The 20,270-nt window shown below is 46.3% G+C and carries 14 protein-coding genes; 7 read left to right on the top strand and 7 right to left on the bottom strand.

What is annotated here, in order from left to right:
- Positions 1-104: 104 nt before the first annotated feature.
- Positions 105-419: a MazG nucleotide pyrophosphohydrolase domain-containing protein gene (locus AC3WTP_RS19155; protein WP_492396237.1), complete on the top strand. Its 315-nt coding sequence runs from the start codon at positions 105-107 to the stop codon at positions 417-419.
- 79 nt (positions 420-498) lie between these two features.
- Here AC3WTP_RS19155 and AC3WTP_RS19160 read toward each other — a convergent pair whose 3' ends face one another.
- Positions 499-2,286 carry a methyl-accepting chemotaxis protein gene (locus AC3WTP_RS19160; RefSeq protein WP_492396238.1) on the bottom strand — a complete coding sequence of 596 codons (1,788 nt, stop codon included), beginning with the start codon at positions 2,284-2,286 and terminating at the stop codon, positions 499-501.
- Between the two features lie 263 nt (positions 2,287-2,549).
- Here AC3WTP_RS19160 and AC3WTP_RS19165 point away from each other — a divergent pair, with 263 nt between their 5' ends.
- Positions 2,550-3,128, top strand: coding sequence for a hypothetical protein (locus tag AC3WTP_RS19165; RefSeq protein WP_492396239.1), 579 nt, complete (start codon positions 2,550-2,552; stop codon positions 3,126-3,128).
- Positions 3,129-3,216: 88 nt separating this feature from the next.
- Here the strand turns inward: AC3WTP_RS19165 and AC3WTP_RS19170 are convergent, their stop codons facing one another.
- The gene (locus AC3WTP_RS19170) at positions 3,217-4,965 is read right to left on the bottom strand and encodes an alpha-glycosidase (protein ID WP_492396240.1); all 1,749 of its coding nucleotides are present in this window, start codon (positions 4,963-4,965) and stop codon (positions 3,217-3,219) included.
- A gap of 42 nt (positions 4,966-5,007) precedes the next feature.
- Positions 5,008-6,036: a LacI family DNA-binding transcriptional regulator gene (locus AC3WTP_RS19175; protein WP_492396241.1), complete on the bottom strand. Its 1,029-nt coding sequence runs from the start codon at positions 6,034-6,036 to the stop codon at positions 5,008-5,010.
- A 275-nt stretch (positions 6,037-6,311) separates the two neighbouring features.
- Between AC3WTP_RS19175 and AC3WTP_RS19180 the strand changes: the two genes are divergently transcribed.
- The 4 genes from AC3WTP_RS19180 to AC3WTP_RS19195 all read left to right on the top strand — a co-directional run bounded on the left by AC3WTP_RS19180 (position 6,312) and on the right by AC3WTP_RS19195 (position 12,477).
- The gene (locus AC3WTP_RS19180) at positions 6,312-7,595 is read left to right on the top strand and encodes a sugar ABC transporter substrate-binding protein (protein ID WP_492396242.1); all 1,284 of its coding nucleotides are present in this window, start codon (positions 6,312-6,314) and stop codon (positions 7,593-7,595) included.
- A 116-nt stretch (positions 7,596-7,711) separates the two neighbouring features.
- A complete protein-coding gene (locus tag AC3WTP_RS19185) occupies positions 7,712-9,103 on the top strand; it encodes a carbohydrate ABC transporter permease (protein WP_492396243.1) in 1,392 nt (463 codons plus the stop codon).
- A complete protein-coding gene (locus AC3WTP_RS19190; RefSeq protein WP_492396244.1) occupies positions 9,100-9,942 on the top strand; it encodes a sugar ABC transporter permease in 843 nt (280 codons plus the stop codon). The genes AC3WTP_RS19185 and AC3WTP_RS19190 overlap by 4 nt, the downstream gene beginning before the upstream one ends.
- Positions 9,943-10,026: 84 nt before the next feature.
- Positions 10,027-12,477 carry a glycoside hydrolase family 31 protein gene (locus AC3WTP_RS19195; RefSeq protein ID WP_492396261.1) on the top strand — a complete coding sequence of 817 codons (2,451 nt, stop codon included), beginning with the start codon at positions 10,027-10,029 and terminating at the stop codon, positions 12,475-12,477.
- Between the two features lie 93 nt (positions 12,478-12,570).
- Here AC3WTP_RS19195 and AC3WTP_RS19200 read toward each other — a convergent pair whose 3' ends face one another.
- On the bottom strand, positions 12,571-13,590 hold the full coding sequence (locus tag AC3WTP_RS19200; RefSeq protein WP_492396245.1) for a LacI family DNA-binding transcriptional regulator: 1,020 nt from the start codon (positions 13,588-13,590) through the stop codon (positions 12,571-12,573).
- A gap of 102 nt (positions 13,591-13,692) precedes the next feature.
- A complete protein-coding gene (locus tag AC3WTP_RS19205; protein ID WP_492396246.1) occupies positions 13,693-14,163 on the bottom strand; it encodes a ferritin-like domain-containing protein in 471 nt (156 codons plus the stop codon).
- Positions 14,164-14,678: 515 nt separating this feature from the next.
- On the opposite strand from AC3WTP_RS19205, the gene thrS reads away from it, so the two are divergent.
- Positions 14,679-16,592 (top strand): threonine--tRNA ligase, encoded by a 1,914-nt coding sequence (gene thrS, locus AC3WTP_RS19210; protein ID WP_492396247.1) that lies wholly within the window; start codon positions 14,679-14,681, stop codon positions 16,590-16,592.
- A 66-nt stretch (positions 16,593-16,658) separates the two neighbouring features.
- Here the strand turns inward: thrS and AC3WTP_RS19215 are convergent, their stop codons facing one another.
- Both AC3WTP_RS19215 and AC3WTP_RS19220 read right to left on the bottom strand, forming a co-directional pair.
- Entirely contained in the window at positions 16,659-18,266 is a 1,608-nt protein-coding gene (locus tag AC3WTP_RS19215) for a response regulator (RefSeq protein ID WP_492396248.1), read from the bottom strand.
- Positions 18,263-20,077, bottom strand: coding sequence for a sensor histidine kinase (locus tag AC3WTP_RS19220; RefSeq protein ID WP_492396249.1), 1,815 nt, complete (start codon positions 20,075-20,077; stop codon positions 18,263-18,265). The genes AC3WTP_RS19215 and AC3WTP_RS19220 overlap by 4 nt, the downstream gene beginning before the upstream one ends.
- Positions 20,078-20,270: the final 193 nt, after the last annotated feature.

Consider the following 20,270-nt stretch of genomic DNA (forward strand, 5'->3'; position numbering starts at 1 on the left):
TCATTGCCTTGGAGGAGGTTGTTTAATCAATTGGACTTGGCTTGATCCGCATAACGTTGAGATATTTGTTAAACTGAATGATATAAATAGAGAGGTGGATGTACATGAACGTCACAGAATTTCAGCAATGGGTGAAAGATTATTATGAAAGCAGAGGATGGTCTAGCCTAGATATATTCATCCGCATTGGTTTTCTGGCAGAAGAAACAGGCGAGGTGGCCCGAGCAATAAGAGCTCTTGAGATTGGAAGAGATAGACCGGATGAGGTAGTAGGCTCTTATGAGGAGCATAAACAGGAGTTAACAGAAGAACTAGGGGATGTGTTAGGCAACTTAATTGTGATTGCTAATAAGTACGATATTCCTTTAGAAGATGTGTTTCAATCGCATAAAAAGAAACTTTCAGCACGTTATCAATAAACGACAAGTAAGCCCTGACTACCTCCGATAGGAGTTGGCCAGGGCTTGTATTTATTTCAGGGCTGGAGTATCAACTATTCTATTCGAGATTAAATTGATTCGTCATCTGCTTCAATTGTTCGGAGGTATCGTTCAAACTGGTTACCAGTTGATTGAGTGACTCCATAGACGCCGTTATTTCTTCACCAGAAGCGGCTACCTCTTCGATGGATGCTGCATTTTCTTGTGATATCGCTGCAACCTCAACGATGGATGCTTTGATTTCGGTCTCTTTCTTCTTCACCAATCTCAGCTGATCACGCATATCTGATGCAAGCTCGTTCATCGATTCCAGTGACGTTGATATAGCATTGAACGTCTCGCCAGTCTGCAATAAATTCTCCCGGCCGTCCGATACTTTCTGCAATCCTGCTTCCATCATTTCAACCATTTTTTCGGAATTATATATGATATCCTTCACGATCGTATCGATACCATTTACGGAATTAGAGACTTTATGGGAAAGCTTTCCGACTTCACCCGCTACCACCGCAAAACCGCGGCCATGCTCCCCAGCTCTGGCTGCCTCGATTGAGGCATTAAGGGATAAGAGATTGGTCTGATCGGCAATTCCTTTGATGAATTCCACAAGGGCAGATACTTCTTGGTTTTCTTTATTTACAACCATAATCTGTGCAACGGAATCCTGAATCATCGAATAGATCTGATCCATTTTTTCTCTTGAATCATTCATCAGTTGTGTACCTGTTTGAGCTTCATTCAGTGTCTGTTGTGTAGCGTCAGCAATTGCATTTCCTTGCGTACTTGTCTGTTCGTATAAGCCTGTATATTCGACCATTGCATCGTTCAAAGTAGAGGCTAGATGGGCTTGTGATTCCGAAGCGGAGGCCATTTCCTCCATCGTTCTCGAAACCTGATGAGCACCTTCGCCGACCTCTTGAGATGCTCCTTTTAAGAAGGTGCTTTTTTCGTTTAAGGTTTGAGAAATCACACTCATATTTCCGATTAGCTGTTCAATGGTATTGGTCATCGTTTTTGTCGATTCATACAAGGATCCGATTTCATTTCGGTCTTTAATATCCTTTTCATTAATCAACTGTTTGGCTTCTGAAATATCGCCAATGGTAATGGATTGAGTAACTTTCATCAAGTGTGATAATGGATTCAACTTCTTACTCAGATACAGATACATGCAGACTAAGATAATAGCACTGAATATGACAACGATCGAGATAACAAGAGGCAACATTTTATTCATAATGGAAGAATCCACATCATTTACGATAGAGGCATCTATGTCGATTCCTACGATTCCTACCACGTCACCGCTCTTATTCTTAATAGGAGCAAACGATGATAGGTAAGCGCCAAAGCTTTTATCGGTGATTAATTCGCTGCTGTTCGGCTTCCCCTCTTGTACCACAGATTTAACATGCTCATACTCCGCACCGGTCACTTGAGAACCAATCGGAACCGGTATATCGTTTCCATCAATCATAATGCTCAATTGTTCATCAACTACCGCTAACGTGTAAACATATAGATATCCGGAACCTTTACGGATCTTATTCAATTGATCTGAAAACTCATGGTATGTTGCATCTTCGGTTGGATTTTTGAGGTAGGCTTCATACTTATCGCCATCGATTTTAGATGCAATTCGTTCTGCATTTTTCTCGCCATACTTTTGAAATGTTTTGATGATGGAGGAATCAGTATTGAGGTACAGCAAGGTGATACTTAAAGCTAGAAATAATACGATAATGCCAAGCACTACACTAAGAATGGAGTTCTTTAAACTCTTCTGTTTCATAGAATCCTTACCTTTCTCTCTTGCTTGAATAGTTTTAAAGTATTTAAGTTTCATATAGCTCCCCTGCACACAGATTAATGGTTTCTTCGTTCTACACGTTTCACTCATTTTTTATCGGAAATAGAATGAGATATATTAGCTTTTCCGATGGATTTCAACAAAGTTTTCACAATATCTGAAATTATTACATAGTTTTCACCAAATTATCATTACATTGTTATCTTTCTTTAACTGGTCTGTTACAACTCCTTACAGATGAATTGATATATTTATTGCATAACAGCACATGTTGTGGACTAATAGGAGGATACATACGAATGAATAACAAGAAACGAAACAAATGGATCATCACAATCTTAGCGGCGTTGACGGTCGTGCTCGTCACAGGCTGCACGGATAATAAATCGGCAGAAACACCAAAAACGCCTGACAAGCAAGTAGAATCGCAAGACAACAAGCAAACAAGTGAAGAAGAGCATAAGGACGGTCATGAGAACAAGGCTGACGTTGAGACTTTTACCAGCAAAGAAGGCGGCTTCTCCTTGGTGCAACCGGAAATGTGGAAAAACAACGTTAGCGCTGTTGAAGGAAAAGGTGAACTAATACCAGATGCAGAGTGGCAAACATCCTTCCATCTTGTTGTAAACGGAAAAGCAGACGAAAACGCTCAAGCTCTAGTGACCATCAGTAAGATGACTAAAGAAAACTACGATAAGATGTTGAAAGAAGAAGGACCCCCAGTTGGCGATAAACTAGCCGAAAACGATAAGTATGTCTGGGTCTTGACTACGCCGCAATCGAATCCTTATGAAGAAAAATCCGATGAATACAAGAAGTTCGACGACATGGCAGCGGGCATCAAAGACATTCAGAAGAATTTCAAGATAAGCGAATAATTCTTATATAACACCAAGCAAAGCCCTGACTGCTTCCGATAGGAGGCGTTCAGGGCTTTCGTGTGATTGAAGGATAAGGTTGAATCGATTAGCGATGTAAGATGATTGCGCTCATCGGGTCAATAGGGAGCAGTGCGCTGCTGCCTGTAACCTCGACCGTTTCTCCAGTGATCACGTTCTTCCAGTTTCCTTCAGCAATCGGCAGGAGTATGGAGCGCTCGCTGGAGCCGTTGTTGATCAGCACCACAACATGACTATGTTCATCGGCGCGTTCATATGCTATCACTCGATCTTGGTCCTTCGCGTACAAGAATCGGAAGCTGCCGCTTCGCATCGCTGAATACTTATGTCTTAACGCAATCATGTCCTGGTAATGCTGCAACAGATCCTGGTCCTGCTTCGCTTCGTCCCACTCCATGCACTTGCGGCACCCGGGATCATTGTCCCCATCCATCCCGACTTCATCGCCGTAATAGATACACGGCGTACCTAAGAACGACAACTGGAACAGCGATGCAAGCTTCATCTTGAGCTTGTCATTGCCGCACAAAGTCAGAAGCCGCGCTGTATCATGGCTGTCCAGCAGGTTGAACATCACTTCATTTGCTTGTTGTGGATAAGATGCCAACTGATGCTCAATCGCCTGCGCGAATTGCAGACCATCGATGGTTCCTTCCGCAAAGAAGTCATGCATGGCGTATGTAAACGGATAGTTCATCACCGAATCGAACTGGTCTCCTTGCAGCCACATCATGCCTTCATGGAACATCTCCCCGAGGATGTATGCATCCGGGTTGATCGCTTTGACCGTCTGCCGGAACTCCCGCCAGAACTGGTGATCCACCTCGTTGGCGACATCCAGACGCCAGCCATCTATGCCGACTTCTTCGATCCAGTAGCGGGCCACATTGAGCAGGTATTTCTTCACTTCTGGATTCTCTGTATTTAACTTCGGCATCATCGGCGTGAAGGCGAACGTGTCGAAGGTAGGGATGCCGTCGATGACCTCCAACGGAAACTGACGGACGTGGAACCAGTCCTTATAGGCGGACTGTTCTCCATTCTCCAGCACGTCGACATAGGGCGCAAACTTATAACCGCAGTGATTAAACACCGCATCCAACAGTACCCGAATGCCTCTGCAATGGCATGCTTCAACCAGTTCCTTCAGCTTCTCGTTCGATCCGAAGTGAGGATCAACCTTCAGATAGTTCTTCGTATCGTATTTGTGATTGGTAGTCGCTTCGAATATCGGTGTGAAATAAATAGCCGTAATGCCTAACTTCTCCAAATGATCGAGGTGATCGATAACTCCCTGCAGATCACCGCCGAAGTAATTGTCCGGCTCCGGTTCGCCGCCCCACGGCAGCACGCCTTCCGGGTCGTTGCTCTTATCTCCATTCGCGAAACGCTCAGGGAAGATCTGATAGAATACCGCATCCTTCACCCAAGCAGGCGGAGTAAAGATGTCCGCAGGATTCAGGAAAGGATACTCAAACCAGTTCTTTGTTGGCTCAGGCTCGTCCTTCTGAAATCCTCGCTCCGTCATCCACATTGTGTCTGATTCGGACTCCAGCTTGAAGGCATACGCCAGACGGCGGAAAGGAGGTACGGCCTCAGCTTGCCAGTAGTCGAACAACTCATCCTGATACAAGCGGGTCATGGACACCGATTCCGTCTTGTCCAAGCTTCCCCAGCAGTTGAACTTGTCTCCATAGTACACAGTTACGCGTCTAACATCATTCTTCTTCGTGCGAATTCGAACATGAATCGTATTGCGATCATAAGCGTACGCCCAGTTCTGCTTAGGGCGGTGATAGATAGCTTCCAGCAGCATAATGTGACTCTCCTTTGATGTTGGATTATGGATTATTGACTACTATGCATGGATCACTGGTGCTTTGACGGAATCTCTCCATATGAGCTGGTGAGGGATGATGATTCGCGCTTGATCGAAGCCCTCACCCTTAATGGACTGCACTAATGCCTGGACAGTGGATTGTCCCATCTGATAAGTGCCGATATCTACGCTTGAGATCTGCGGCAGACACATTTCAGCCAGCAATGTGTTGTTGAAGCCGACTACGCTGCAATCTTCAGGTACGTTTAAGCCGTTATTCCACAGCGCGCGGATAATGCCAAACGCAACGACATCGTCGATTGCGATGATCGCAGTAGGCCGTTCCTCCAGTGCTAGAATACGTTCCGTGATCTGCTCGGCCGATTCCGGCGTGAATGTACCTTCAAATACATAGTCGCAATTAAACGGAATACCCGCCTCCATCAGCGCTTTGCTGAATCCATCGAGTCGATCCTTGGATACCGTCAGCTCAAATGGGCCGCTGACAAATGCAATCTTGCGATGGCCGAGCTCAATGAGATGGCGTGTAATCGCTTGCGAAGCTGCGATATTATCGTTATCGACAGAGGTAATGTCAGTGTAGTCCTCACTGCGACCCACGAGCACAAACGGGAATTTCTTTTCCCGCAAAAAGGAGATGTTGTCGTCGATCATGTGTGAGGTCAGCAGAATAATGCCATCGACATTGCGACCGTGCACTAATCGCTTTACGGCCTTTATTTCTTCTTCTCCATTCGCTCCGGTCGTCATCAGGACATCATATTGGGATGAAGCGGCTTTCGCAACAATGCCTCGAATAATATCTGAGAAGAATTGATTCTGGAACACTTCATCGGCGGGACGGGGGAGCACGATACCAATATTGTGAGTTGTATTCGTAACTAAGCTCTTCGCCAGCATGTTCGGATGATAGCCCAGCTCTTCCATCACTTTACGTACTTTTCTGCTCGTTTTCTGACTGATGCGCGAGTCATTGGAGATGACACGGGACACCGTCGAGGGAGCAACACCAGCCTTTTCTGCAACATTTACAATAGTTACTGCCATAGGTAATACCTCGCTTAACAATACTGTTCCTACTAATGTCAAAGTATAGAGTGAATTATTTTTTTGTGCAAACGGTTTACAAGATATAGGGCTGTGTGTATAATTCGTTTTAGGCGGAACCGCTTACAATCGGGTTAATAGAAAGACAATATTTTTTTAAACACTTGTGCAAAGGTTTGCATAAACTTCGTGCAAAACTATCATATCTGTTCTATCTAACCTTTGCGCGCTATGTTCCACAATATGAACCAGAATTGAAAGGGGCAATCAAGAACATGAAGAAATGGGTAGCAATGATGTTGTCAGTCATGATGGTATTTTCAATTACGGCTTGCGGCAGCAAGAATGCTTCTACGGAGACAAAGACAACGACAGAAACAGAAGCAGCGACAGACAATGGAGCAGCAGAAAGCGATGAGTTGAAGCCAGAGGATGGAGCAAGTCTTGTCATCTGGGAGAGTAAAGAAGCTCGTTCATACGCTGAAGCGATCGCGAAGGAATTTACTGCAAAATATAACGTTCCAGTGAAATACGAGGAAGTCGCAGCACCTGACCAAGTGAACAAGCTTATAAATGATGGACCGGCTGGTATTGCAGCAGATGTCGTCGTGTTCCCGCACGATAACCTGGGCAAAGCGGTAACAGCAGGGCTTTTATTGCCAAATGACTTCTACGAAGAGAAGACGCGTGCTGAGAACTCCGAGTTGGCGGTTAATGCATCTTCCTACGACGGCATGTTGTACGGTTATCCGCGTTCGGTAGAAACGCTCATCATGTTCTATAACAAAGATCTGATTGCTGAAGCACCTAAGACGATGGAAGAGGTCATGGAGCTATCCAAGACGATGAACGATGTAAAGAATAAGAAATATACCTACATGTGGGAGATCGGCAACTTCTATTTTGACTACATGTTCCTAGCATCAACTGGCGGTTATGTATTCGGCAACAACGGCAGCGATAAGACGGATATCGGCTTGAATAACGAAGGCGCGATCAAAGGCGCGACGTTCCTGCAGCAATTCGCGAAGCAAGTGCTTCCGTTGACAACATCCGATGTAACGAATGACGTGAAGAAAGGACTCTTCGCAAGCGGTCAATTGGCATTGAATATTGATGGTCCTTGGGCGATTGCAGACCTGAAGGCATCTGGCGTGAACCTCGGCGCTGCGCCAATTCCTAGCATTGAAGGCCAACCGTCCAAGACATTCTCAGGCGTTAAATCCTGGTATGTGAACTCTTATACGAAATATCCTAACGCATCCAAATTGTTCGCAGAATTCGCATCTACTAAAGAAGCACAGCTGAAAAACTATGAAATGACTGGTGCTGTTCCTTCTAATAAGGAAGCGTCAGCTGATCCTAAAGTCGCTAACGATCCATTTACATTAGCTGTACTTGAGCAATTCAAGAATTCCTACCCAATGCCTTCAATCCCAGAGATGGGTACAGTATGGAGCCCAATGGCAGCAGGTCTGGCAGATGTGCTTAACAAAGGCAAAGATCCGAAAGCGGCCCTTGATAACGCCGTACTACAAATAAAAGACGCAGTTAAGTAAACAAGATAAGGGGGACCCGGGGAAGTGTCTAATGCTTGTCCGGGTCGTTTCATGAGAGAGTCGCGGATATGCGCATGCGATTACGATAATGGATAGCGAAAAAAGGAGAGGACCTCATGGCAACTATACATTCGGCTATATCCAACGGTGCTGTGAAGAACAGTTCTACACCTCAGCCGTCGCCAAGTGATACACGATCGAATACCGCAACGAGAGCTGCATTGCTTTCAGGTGTATTCTGGGGTCTTGGGCAAATATTCAACCGTCAATATTTAAAAGGTTGTTTGCTCATGCTGATCGAAGCTTTAGGCTTGATTTATTTGATTAACTATTTACCGCGGGCGATATGGGGATTATATACGCTCGGAGAAACACCTTCTCAGATGAAGAAAGTCGGCAAGATATACCAGATGGTCCCTGGCGACCATTCGATTCACTTGATCATTAAAGGATTAATAACGCTGGTTGTCCTGTTTATTTTCGTATGGGTGTATGTGCTTGTGGTGAAGGATGCCTATGCGGTAGGACGCTCGCGGTCTAAAGGCGAAAAACCGAACAATTTCCTGCAAAGCTTGGAATATGTGAAAGAGCAGAAATTCGCTTATCTGTTCTTGGCATTGCCGACAGCGGCGGTGTTGTTCTTTACGATAATGCCGATCATATTTATGATTCTGCTTGCATTTACGAACTATTCGGCACCTGACCACATCCCGCCTGCGAAGCTTGTAGATTGGGTTGGCCTGCAGAACTTTAAAGATCTGCTTCAGCTTGGTACGTGGAGCAGTACATTCTATGGCGTATTGACGTGGACGATTATATGGGCAGTACTCGCTACATTTAGCTGCTACTTTGGCGGTATTCTAGTAGCGCTTCTCGTACAACAAGCGGGTATTCGATTCAAGACGATGTGGCGCACGATCTTTATCATTCCATATGCCATTCCGCAAATGTTATCGTTCCTGATTATGCGCAACATGTTTAATGGCGAGTTTGGACCGATTAACCAGTACTTGAGCTATTTCGGCTTAGGCAAGCTGCCGTGGCTGTCTGATCCGTTCTGGGCGAAGGTAACGGTATTAATGGTTAATATGTGGGTCGGTATCCCGGTTACAATGGTGCTCGTTATCGGTATATTAACGACCATTCCAAAGGATATGTACGAAGCGGCAGACGTCGACGGCGCGACGGCTTGGCACAAGTTCAGAGCCATCACGATGCCGATGATTATGTATTCAACAGCTCCTATTTTGATTGGACAATTCGCGGGCAACATCAACAACTTCAACGTTATCTTCCTCATGACTAACGGTAATCCACCGAACGGTGAATACCAGTATGCAGGCAGTACGGACTTGCTCGTAACGTGGTTGTATAAGTTGACTCTGGATAATAACAAGTTCGACATGGCAGCGGCCATCGGTATTATCATCTTTATCATCGTAGCTTCGTTATCGATCTGGAGCTATCGTCGTACCAAATCGTTCCGAGAGGAGGATCTCATCCAATGAGTGTAGGTGCTAAGAAAAATTCGCGTATTCGTCTAATATTCAGCTATCTGCTGCTTATCCTCATAGCGCTTTGCGTCCTCTATCCGACGTTTTGGATATTGATGTCTTCGATTCGTCCGGGGACATCCATCTACAGCGAGACGCTTATTCCGAGAGAGCCGACATTTGAACATTTTATCAACTTGTTTACATCGGAGCAGTATCAATATGGGCGATGGTATCTCAATACGTTAAAGATTGCGACGTTTAATATGATCTTCGGCGTTATTCTGGTCGTGATGACGGCTTATGCGTTGTCTCGCTTCCGGTTCTACGGCCGGAAAAATCTGATGTCAGGTATGCTAGTACTAGGGATGTTCCCTGGATTTATGAGTATGATTGCCATCTACATCTTACTGATGCAATTGAACTTGCTGGATACGCATCTTGCCTTGATTCTGGTGTACTCAGCGGGAGCGCCGCTTGGTGCCTTTGTCGTAAAAGGATTCTTTGATACGATTCCAAAGAGCTTGGAGGAGTCGGCACGTATCGACGGTGCTACTCATTGGACGGTATTTATAAAGATCATGCTGCCGCTCTCGAAGCCGATGCTTACGTACATTGGACTGATGACATTTGCAGGCGCTTGGGGCGACTTCATCTTTGCTCGACTCGTTCTGCGCACGAAAGAGAAATGGACGCTTGCGATCGGACTGTGGGATATGGTCAACAACGCATCTTCTAACTTTACGATGTTTGCGGCTGGGGCTGTCTTAATCGCCATACCAATCGCGCTTCTCTACTTGTTCCTGCAGCGCTTCCTAGTAGAAGGGTTGACGGCTGGGGCGAGCAAGGGCTAAGGAAGTCATACGAAAGATAGAACAGAAGTTTACTTAAAATAATAGAGCTAAACCTTATAGGATTGGGGAGCAGGGGGAAATATGATGCAAGATACAAGCGCAGCTATACATCCTGAGAATGCGGCACAGCAGACGCAAGGTCATACCGGCGTTCAGCTTGGCACCATTACGAATATTATAGAGAAAGATCAATCGGTATTGCTTGTCGGACAGCAGTTTAATCTGGCGATCACTTCGGTAGGCAACGGCGTCATTCGTTTCAAGACGTATCGTGGGCAAGAACCGAATTGGAAGACCACACAGGCTGTCATCGCTTCAGAAGCTCGTAAGCCATCGCCATTGCACTGGACGGAGAACGATGAGCAAGTGTTGATCACGATAGGCAGTTCTACGGTTGAAGTTAACCGTCGTACAGGTACTTTAAGTATTAGAACAGAAGCACAGCCGAGCGTGGAGATCGCAGGTCTGCAGCGCAATCGTGAAGCGGTGGGGGACTATACAGCATTTTTTAATTTAAATCAAGAGGATCATATCTACGGACTAGGGGAAAAGACTGGATTCCTCGACAAGCGCGGCGAGCGGTATACGATGTGGAATTCCGATGTATATGCGCCGCATGTGCCGGAGATGGAGTCTCTCTATCAATCGATTCCTTTCTTGACGGTGTTGAGTGAAGGTAAAAGCTACGGTCTGTTCCTGGATAATCCGGGTAAGACGGTGTTCGATATGCGCACCTATGCGGATATGGCGATGCTTCAATCGTGGACGGGAGAATTCGACCTGTATTGGATCGAAGGTCCAACCTTGAAGGACGTTATTGTTCGATACGGCGATCTGACAGGACGCATGCCGCTGCCGCCAAAGTGGGCGCTGGGTTATCATCAATCGCGCTACAGCTATATGGATGAGAAGGAAGTATTGGACCTGGCTCATACGTTCCGTGAGAAGGAGATTCCATGCGATGTCATCCATCTCGACATTCATTACATGAACGGGTATCGGGTATTTACATTTGATGAGAGCCGTTTCCCGAATCCGAAACAGATGATGGATCAGCTTCGTGAGCTTGGATTCCACATCGTGCCGATCGTCGATCCAGGCGTGAAGAAAGATCCGCTGTACGCGGTTTATATGGAAGGCGTCGATAACGATTACTTCTGCAAGACGGCAGAGGGCGACATCTATACAGGGCCGGTATGGCCAGGAGAGAGTGCGTTCCCAGACTTCACCGAATCTCGTGTGCGGGAATGGTGGCAGGAGAACCAGCGCTTCTATACGGACCTTGGCATCGACGGTATCTGGAACGATATGAACGAGCCTGCGATCTTCAATGAAACGAAGACGATGGACGTGAATGTCATGCACGGCAATGAAGGCGATCGCAAGACACATGGCGAGCTTCATAACTTGTACGGGATGTGCATGTCGCAGGCGAGCTATGAAGGGCTGAAGGCGTTGCTCGACGGCAAGCGTCCGTTCGTGCTCACACGTGCTGGATACAGCGGCATTCAGCGCTATGCGGCTGTATGGACAGGCGATAACCGCAGCTTCTGGGAGCATATGTCGATGGCTATGCCGATGGTACTGAATCTGGGGATGTCCGGTGTGCCATTTGCCGGTCCTGATATCGGCGGGTTCGCCCATCATACAAGCGGCGAGCTGTTGGCGCGTTGGACGCAGATGGGTGTCTTCTTCCCGTACGTTCGCAACCACAGCGCCATTGATATGCTTCGCCAAGAGCCTTGGTCCTTCGGCGAAGAGATCGAGCGCATCTGCCAGCAGTATATCGCCCTGCGTTATCAATGGATGCCTTATCTGTATCATTGGTTCTATGAAGCTTCTAAGACAGGGCTTCCGGTTATGCGTCCGATGGTGCTTGAATATCCTAACGATCCGCAGGTGTATAACCTATGCGACCAGTTCTTAGTTGGCGATTCAGTTCTGATAGCGCCTATCTATCGTCCGAATACGGAATGGCGTTCGGTCTACCTGCCGGAAGGCGAGTGGGTCGACTACTGGAGCGGAGAGCGCTATGCAGGCAAGCAGCACATTCATGTGCACGCGCCGCTCTCGAAGCTTCCGATCTATGTGCGCGCAGGCGCAGTGCTGCTTGAAGGACCGGTTCGCCAGCATGCGGAGGAAACGGTCGCCGACGAGTACGTTACGGCATCTGTCTATCTGCAGGGCGGAAGCGGGACTTCCGAGCTGGAATGGTACGAGGATGATGGTCTGACCTTTGCCTATGAAGACGGGCAATGGAACACGATGCTTATCCAAGTGACAGAGTCTGCACAGTCGTTGAACGTGAAGGCAGCTTATACTGCACATGGATATGAGCCGAAGCGCGATAGCTTGCGTTTCCGCCTGATCGGCTTGTCCTCCGCGCCTTCCGCGATTGCGGGTATGGGCGAGAAGGTAGAGATGGATCAGCTTGCTGGTCTGGCGACAGGCTGGGCGTATGATGCGGAACGCGGTGAATTGCTTGTGAAGCTGCCAGAGAACGCTGGCGGTCATGAGTTGAACATTACGCTGTAATCATAAATAGGAAATAATACAACAGCGATGGATATAACGGTTTATACCGATAATGTCCATCGCTGTTTGCATGTGAATATATAGTTTACTAGTTTACTGTACCGAGCTTACGGACTCCCGCCATACGAGCTTATGCGGGACAATAATACGCGCTTGGTCGAAGCCGTCTCCCTTTATGGACTGAATGAGCGCCTGTGAGGCTGAACTGCCCATTTTATAGATACCGATATCGACACTTGAGATCGGAGGCGAGCCCATTTCGGAGAATAGCGTATTATTAAAGCCGACCACGCTGCAGTCCTCTGGCACGCGCAATCCGTTATTCTTTAAGGTGCGGATCACACTTAAGGCGACAAGATCATCGATTGTAATTATAGCGGTTGGCCGATCTTCCAGCTTAGCAATGTGTTCCGCTATATGTATAGAAGATTCTTGCGTGAATTCACCCTCATACATAAGCTCCTTGCAGACTGGAATGCCTGCTTCAAACAATGCTCTGCTGTATCCGTCCAGCCGATCCTTGGACAGAGTTAGGTTAAATGGACCGCTCACAAATGCGATCTTGCGGTGCCCCCGTTGGATGAGATTGCGTGTCATATCATAGGAGGCTGCGACGTTGTCGTTATCTACCGAAATGATGTCGGTATAGTGTTCGCTTCGTCCAACAAGTACGAACGGAAACTTCTTATCTCGCAGAAATGAAATGATCTGGTCATCGCGGCGTGATGACAGCAGGATAATGCCGTCTACGTATCGGCCATGAACAAGACGTTCTATGGCCTGTTTTTCTTCAATCTGATTCGTTGCCGTTGTCATGAGCACATCATAGCCGCTTGCGGTTGCCCTAGTGACAATACCTCGTATGATCTCGGAGAAAAATTGATTCAGGAATAACTCATCTGCGGGTCGTGGCAGTACGATGCCGATGTTGTTGGTCGTCTTGGTGACAAGACTCTTTGCCAGCATATTAGGGTGGTAGCCGAGTTCTTCCATTACTTTGCGGACTTTGCGGACCGTCTTCTGGCTAATGCGTACATCATTCGATATGACGCGCGATACCGTGGAAGGCGACACACCTGCTTGTTGCGCTACATCTACAATAGTTACTGCCATTTGGATTACCCTCGCTTAGCTTAATATATTCCGAGTATAAGTTATATCCTAGTATTGCGCAAACGTTACACCTATAGAGAGGTATGAATAGTTGGCATTAGATTAAGTTGAATGATTCAATGCATATAAGTAATTGTATTTCGATGCGTGCTTCTGTTCGTCCATAATAATTCCGAGTACCGTATCTTTGTAGATGCCAGCGGGCAGACCGGACCATATCTTCCGGTAATTTTCAACGGCTGAGAGTTCGCCGAACAGCGCCGTAACCAGTCCTTCGATATAAGAAGCGGGCTTCGTATAGGACACATTCGTGCTTACTGGAATATGGTGGCCGGTAAGTTCCGTGTACATCTCTCGGAACATATGATTATGGCCTCGTTCGTCATTGCGGATCGATGTGATGATGTCTTTCTGTTCCTTCGTTGGCGCCATATTGATCAGATCATCGTAAAATAATTCATCATGCTTCTCGCCCTGAACGGCATGATAGATAGCTTCCAATGCCTGAGCATAAGTTGTTGCCCATACCGGCTGAAAATTAGCACGGTAATAATACGAATGTCCCCAATACAATGTTAATACCCCCTCAAGGATCGAATGTCACGGAAGGCCTCAATTTCTAGGCATTTCACATTATCCTATTCATTTCGCATTCAAAGGTGCAGTCGACTATTTCTTCAGAGCTATTCCTTCTTAACCTTGACTTTAACAAGAGTAATATGTATTATTGATCCAATAATCACATACAAGGCAATGACCAAAGACATGATTCCCTATGCGAGCTGTCCAGAGAGAGAAGTTCAGGCTGAAAGCTTCTCCAGTTATCTGTTGTGGAATTACCCCTTTGTAGCCGTGGCGTTGAACCCGTGGATCGGAATAGATCACGGCTGTAAGCGGCACCGAGTCATCCCCGTTAACGGATTCTAATAAGGACCTTGCTGCTGCATGCGTTGGCGGATGCCATCGAATGACATGCTGGAGGTCGAATTAGGGTGGAACCACGAGTTGAACGCACTCGTCCCTTGGCGGATGAGATGCGTTTTTTTGCGTTCAACGATAACCAGTAATGGAGAAATGGAGGCACAATCATGGAGATCAATGTAACTTTGCCAGACGGAACAATTAGGAGGGTAGAACTAGGAACGACCATTATGCAAGTGGGGGAATCTATTAGTACCGGACTGAAGAAGCTGGCTGTAGCTGGTAAACTGGATGGCAAGCTCGTTGATCTTAATCAACCGATTGAGCATGATTGCCTCCTTGAGATAATCACACTCGACAGTAAAGAGGGCTTAGATATATATAGACACAGTACAGCGCATCTGATGGCTCAAGCGATCAAGCGAATATATGGAGTCCAGGCTGTTAAGCTCGGAATAGGTCCAGTAATCGAAGATGGATTCTATTATGACATCGACATCGCTAATCCGCTGTCTACGGATGATCTTGTCGCGATCGAGCGTGAGATGGAGAAGATCATCCAAGAGAATATTCCGATCGTTCGTCGAGTCGTAAGCCGAGCAGAAGCTATTCAACTATTCGAGAAGCTGGAAGAGCCGCTCAAGCTGGAGCTGATCCGCGACCTGCCGGAGGATGAAGTTCTATCCCTATACGAGCAGGGTGAATTCTTGGACTTGTGCAGAGGACCGCACCTCCCAGCCACTGGACGAATCAAGGCATTCAAGCTGTTAAATGTAGCGGGTGCATACTGGCGCGGGGATTCCAATAATAAGATGCTACAGCGAATATACGGGACTTCATTTCCGAAGAAAGCTCAGCTGGAAGAGCATCTGCATGTTCTTGAGGAAGCGAAGAAGCGTGACCACCGTAAGCTCGGCCGAGAGCTGGGACTGTTTATGTTCTCGGAGGAAGCGCCCGGGATGCCTTTCTATCTGCCGAAAGGGATGACGATTCGCACAGAGCTGGAGAACTTCTCGCGTGAAATACAGAGACAGCGGGATTATGAAGAGGTGCGCACACCGCTGATGATGAACAATCGGCTGTGGGAGCAGTCCGGTCACTGGGATCATTACAAGGACAATATGTACTTCACTGACGTGGACGATACGAAATATGCGCTGAAGCCGATGAACTGTCCGGGACATATGCTTATATACAAGAACAGCCTGCATTCCTATCGGGAATTGCCTATCCGTCTCTCGGAATTCGGTCAAGTGCATCGCCATGAATATTCCGGCGCACTCAACGGAATGATGCGAGTCCGCACATTCTGTCAGGACGATGCGCATCTATTCGTCTTGCTGGAGCAGATTGAAGATGAGATTAGCCGTGTCATCGCGCTGATTGACCATATCTATCATGTGTTCGGCTTCGAATACAAGATTGAGCTGTCCACTCGACCTGAAGACTATATGGGCTCGGAAGAGTTGTGGAATCAAGCGGAGCAATCGCTGCAGAACGTATTAGATAAGCGAGGCATCCAATATCGGATCAATGAAGGCGATGGGGCATTCTACGGTCCTAAGATTGACTTCCACATCTTAGACGCATTGAAGCGGAGCTGGCAGTGCGGGACGATACAGTTGGATTTCCAGATGCCTGAGAAGTTCGATCTGACATACATCGGTGAGGACGGTCTTAAACACCGGCCGGTCGTCATCCATCGAGCCGTGTATGGTTCGATTGATCGATTTATTGGGATCATTACCGAGCATTTCACAGGGGCATTCCCTCTATGGCTGGCTCCGGTTCAGGTGAAGCTGCTTCCGGTGTCAGAGAACTATGTTGACTATGCCTTCCAAGTGAAGAAGTCGCTGGACGATGCCGGGATTCGGGTGGAGGTAGACGCGCGCGATGAGAAGCTCGGCTACAAGATTCGCGAAGCACAGCTCGAGAAAGTACCATTCATGTTCGTGCTTGGCGAGAATGAGAAGAGCTCGGGTCGTGTATCCGTGAGAAAGCGCGGTGAAGGTGACCTCGGCATCGTAAGTATAGAAGAGATGATCGTGCAGATGAAAGCAGATATTCATTCAAGAAAGTAAATAGATGCTGCAGGGCTGTCCCAATGGTAGATAACTAGCATTGGGACAGCTCATTTTACATCCTATTTATAACGAACAAGAGCTGTGCTCCTTCTTGTATTCATTTGGAGTAAGGCCGACCTCTTGCTTGAACAGCTTAGAGAAATGAGAGTAGTTAGCGTACCCTATCTTATTTGCAATGGTATATACAGATAGATTAGTGGTTTCTAACAGGTTCTTAGCGGTCTCTATTCGGACTTGAATCACATAGTTTCCTAATGAAATGCCTGTTTCCTTTTTAAATATCCTTGCTAGATAATCAGGATTGAGATAGACGATTTCCGCCAGATTGTTTCGGGTCAGATCGTCTCCATAGTGCGTATGAATGTGGAGCTTGATCTCTTCTACTACGGACTTGGGCTGCGCGGCAAAGTCGCGGTATTCCATGGCGGTATTCACGAGATAGGTTAGGTATTCCTCCATATCCTCTATAGAATATAAAGAATGCGTTAGTAAATGATCATTGGCCCTGCCGGTATACAATTTATGAGCCTGTATCCCCTTCATCTTAAGAAAGGAATATACGAGCTGCACGATATCCAACCGAAACAAGCTAAGGACAGATGTATGGATCGAGTTCTTGTTCAACATGCCTCTCATATATTGAGTCGTTTCGTTCAGAAATGCAGCGGGTTGGTTATGGTTCAGCAACTCTTCTAGATGCGCCATATCTGGCGGTGTGTAGCTCGCTTGATGGTTTAGGCAGAAATCATCAACGAAATAGGTGTGATTGCGGCATTTCGTAATGTCGTCATTCATCGTCAGCAGCTGCTTGATTCTATGGCCGATGCTCTCCAGCCTTTCGGATAGGGCGATGCTGCAGCATGCATCACACTTTAGATACTGGTTCGCTTTCTGAATAAAGGAAGAACAGAGCTCTTCAAGCGATTCTGCACTCGGTGTATGAGTCCATTTCAGTATGACAATCCAGTTATAATCTCTATGCTCTATGATGGTTTCGACGATAAAGCTAGGACTTATCAATAGCTCATAGAGCACATTAAGCAGCGCAAAATCAAATAGATCCTTTTCTTCTTTTCCCATACTCCCATTGTAAGGAAATATGTTGATGAATAAGGACTGAAAGATCTCTTCCATGCGATAGGAGAGATGTTGTTCTTCAATAGAATAAGCTATTATCTCTGGTTTAATAGGATGAGAGGTACTGCTGGTGATCAGCTTGCGCCAGAAGTGCTCGACGATCTTAGACTGATTCTTCTGCCAGAAGTAGCCTTCCTGTATCGCTTTCTCATTGTGCTGCTGTTCCTTAGCTCGTGCGACAGCTTTCTGGATGATAAGCATGAGCTTGTCAAACTCAATCGGCTTGAGAAAGTATTCAAAGCTCTGCAATTCAATCGCCTTCTGGGCATAGTTGAAATCTGCGTAATTGGTCAGAAATATAGCTTGAACGTTGTACTTCTCCTCACGTATCCACGCCAGTAGCTCCAGTCCGCTTCCTTGCGGCATTTCAATATCAGAGATCAGAATCTGAACAGGATGCTTCTTGAATATTTCCCGTGCCTGAGCAACGTTATTGGCAGTAAGTACAGTTTCGATGTGAAGCGACTTCCAGTCTATCTTCTGTTCTAATGCGGTTACGACGAAATAATCGTCATCAACAAGCAATACATTCATATGCTGTTCTCCATTTCCGTATAATCCTTCGGGAGATCCGGAAGGTATAAGGTGACACATGCGCCGCTGCGTTCCATGTTGGAGAAGGAGACTTTGGCTTTATTCTGGTAGAGATACGCAAGTCTTTGAATCGTGTTCATAATGCCGATATGTGTACCGTTCGATTGCTCCAGAGGCTCCCCATGCTGAAGCTTCTCTAATATATCTAGCGGGAATCCAGGTCCGGAATCGGATATGCGGATAACCGTTAGCTCTTCTCCCTCCGTCGGCAGGCGATCTACAGTAAGCGAGATCTGCGTTTCATGTTCCCTTGAAATCGCATATTTGATCGCATTCTCTATGAACGTTTGAAGCACCAACGGCGGAATGTTCACGTTCCTTATGTGCTCAGCCTGCTCGATACGATAGATGAAGGCATCTCGGTAACGATGCTTCTGGATCTCGAGATAAACTCTGACATGTTCGATTTCATCTTCTAATCTGACGAAGTCTTGATCGTTCTGGAAGATATACCGAAAATATTTCGATGTAGACAACGCCATCTGTTGAATCTCGTTATACATCTGCATCTGCGCCATACTGTGAATATTCGTTAAACAATTCAAGAAAAAATGCGGTTTGATCTGCAACTTCATATAATTCAGCTGGATTCTCTGCTTCTCTAACTCGCGTTCGTATATATCAATCTTATAATTCTTTATCTGTGAAACTAGGTGTATAAACTGCTTATTCGCTTTCTCCAGCTCGACAAGGTTGCTGCTCTCGATATCCAATAACTCATGATCATCGGTCCAATGTGCAAGGTTATAAGAGAATCTAGTTATTGGTATCAATACTTTCTTCTTGAAATACAGCATGATGAAGCAAAGGTTGCAGGCAATGATCACAGCTAAGAGAACAATGAGCAGTTGGGCAATCATGATCTTCTCGAACGTCCCGATCTGAATGACTAGTTTCACGATGAAAGCTGCGTTCGTAAATTCGCCGTTAACGGTCGTCCTGATCTGCAGCAGGTTCAATAACGATGAGCGTTCCGTTTGCAAGTTCAGCACTTTGCCGCTGTTTGATACGGGACTGGTTACGGTTTGCAAGTCCTCACTTATCAAGGAAACATAGCCGTGTTCTCCTAGATTGATCTGGCGCAAAGGCGAGATCAGATGATCTGCGGAGATCATGCTAATCATGTAGCTGTCATAGTAAGGAACGATATTCATAACGTAGTAGGTATCGTTTATAAGTACAGGCTGCCACCTCGAATAGAACTTCTCATACACATCTTGATCTTCCGCATAGGACATGACCTGCTTCTTCAATTCCTGGTAGTCGTTATAGGGAATGCTGAGCGGCGCGCAATTCATGAAGAATGACTTGTCCTTTAAGTAATAGAAGAAATTATAATCCTTCCCATAATTCTTCTGCAGTTCAGTGAACCGTTTACGCAGATTCTCGTTCGACTTCAAGAACTCGCTGCTGTTCTCAGAATAAGTATTCATCGTACTCAGGCTTTCATCGTTCGCAAGCGTCCACCCCATATAGTGAGTCAAGTAAGTAAAATCTTGATTAATGCGATCGATGTACATATCAGCTGTATCCTGCAGATGTTGGGCGGACTGCTGCTTGACTATGGATATGGAAGCAATGCTGATGACGAAGTCCAGGATAAGCACGACGAATGAAATAAAGAGCATAATTTTCACATAATGCCGGATTGGATACGGTTTGTTTCCTGTTGTTCTACTAGAGGCCAAAGCACCCGCGTCCTTTCGTGCGACTCTACTATTATGAATGCGCTTTATTGGCAACAAATTCATTATAAGACCTCTATATCTAAAAAAACATACAAAATGGTGCAGATTCGCATCAAAGTCCGGAAAGCACAACGAAAAGTCGGAATCCCGCTATTGCGTCATCCGATATGGAGAGTATGGTTCAACACGGAGCAGCGAAGCGGTACGCAAAAGTCTGTTTTGCACTTCTATCATGTCCAGTAAACACGGAAGCAGG

Source organism: Paenibacillus sp. EB106-04-04-XG159, assembly GCF_058791835.1.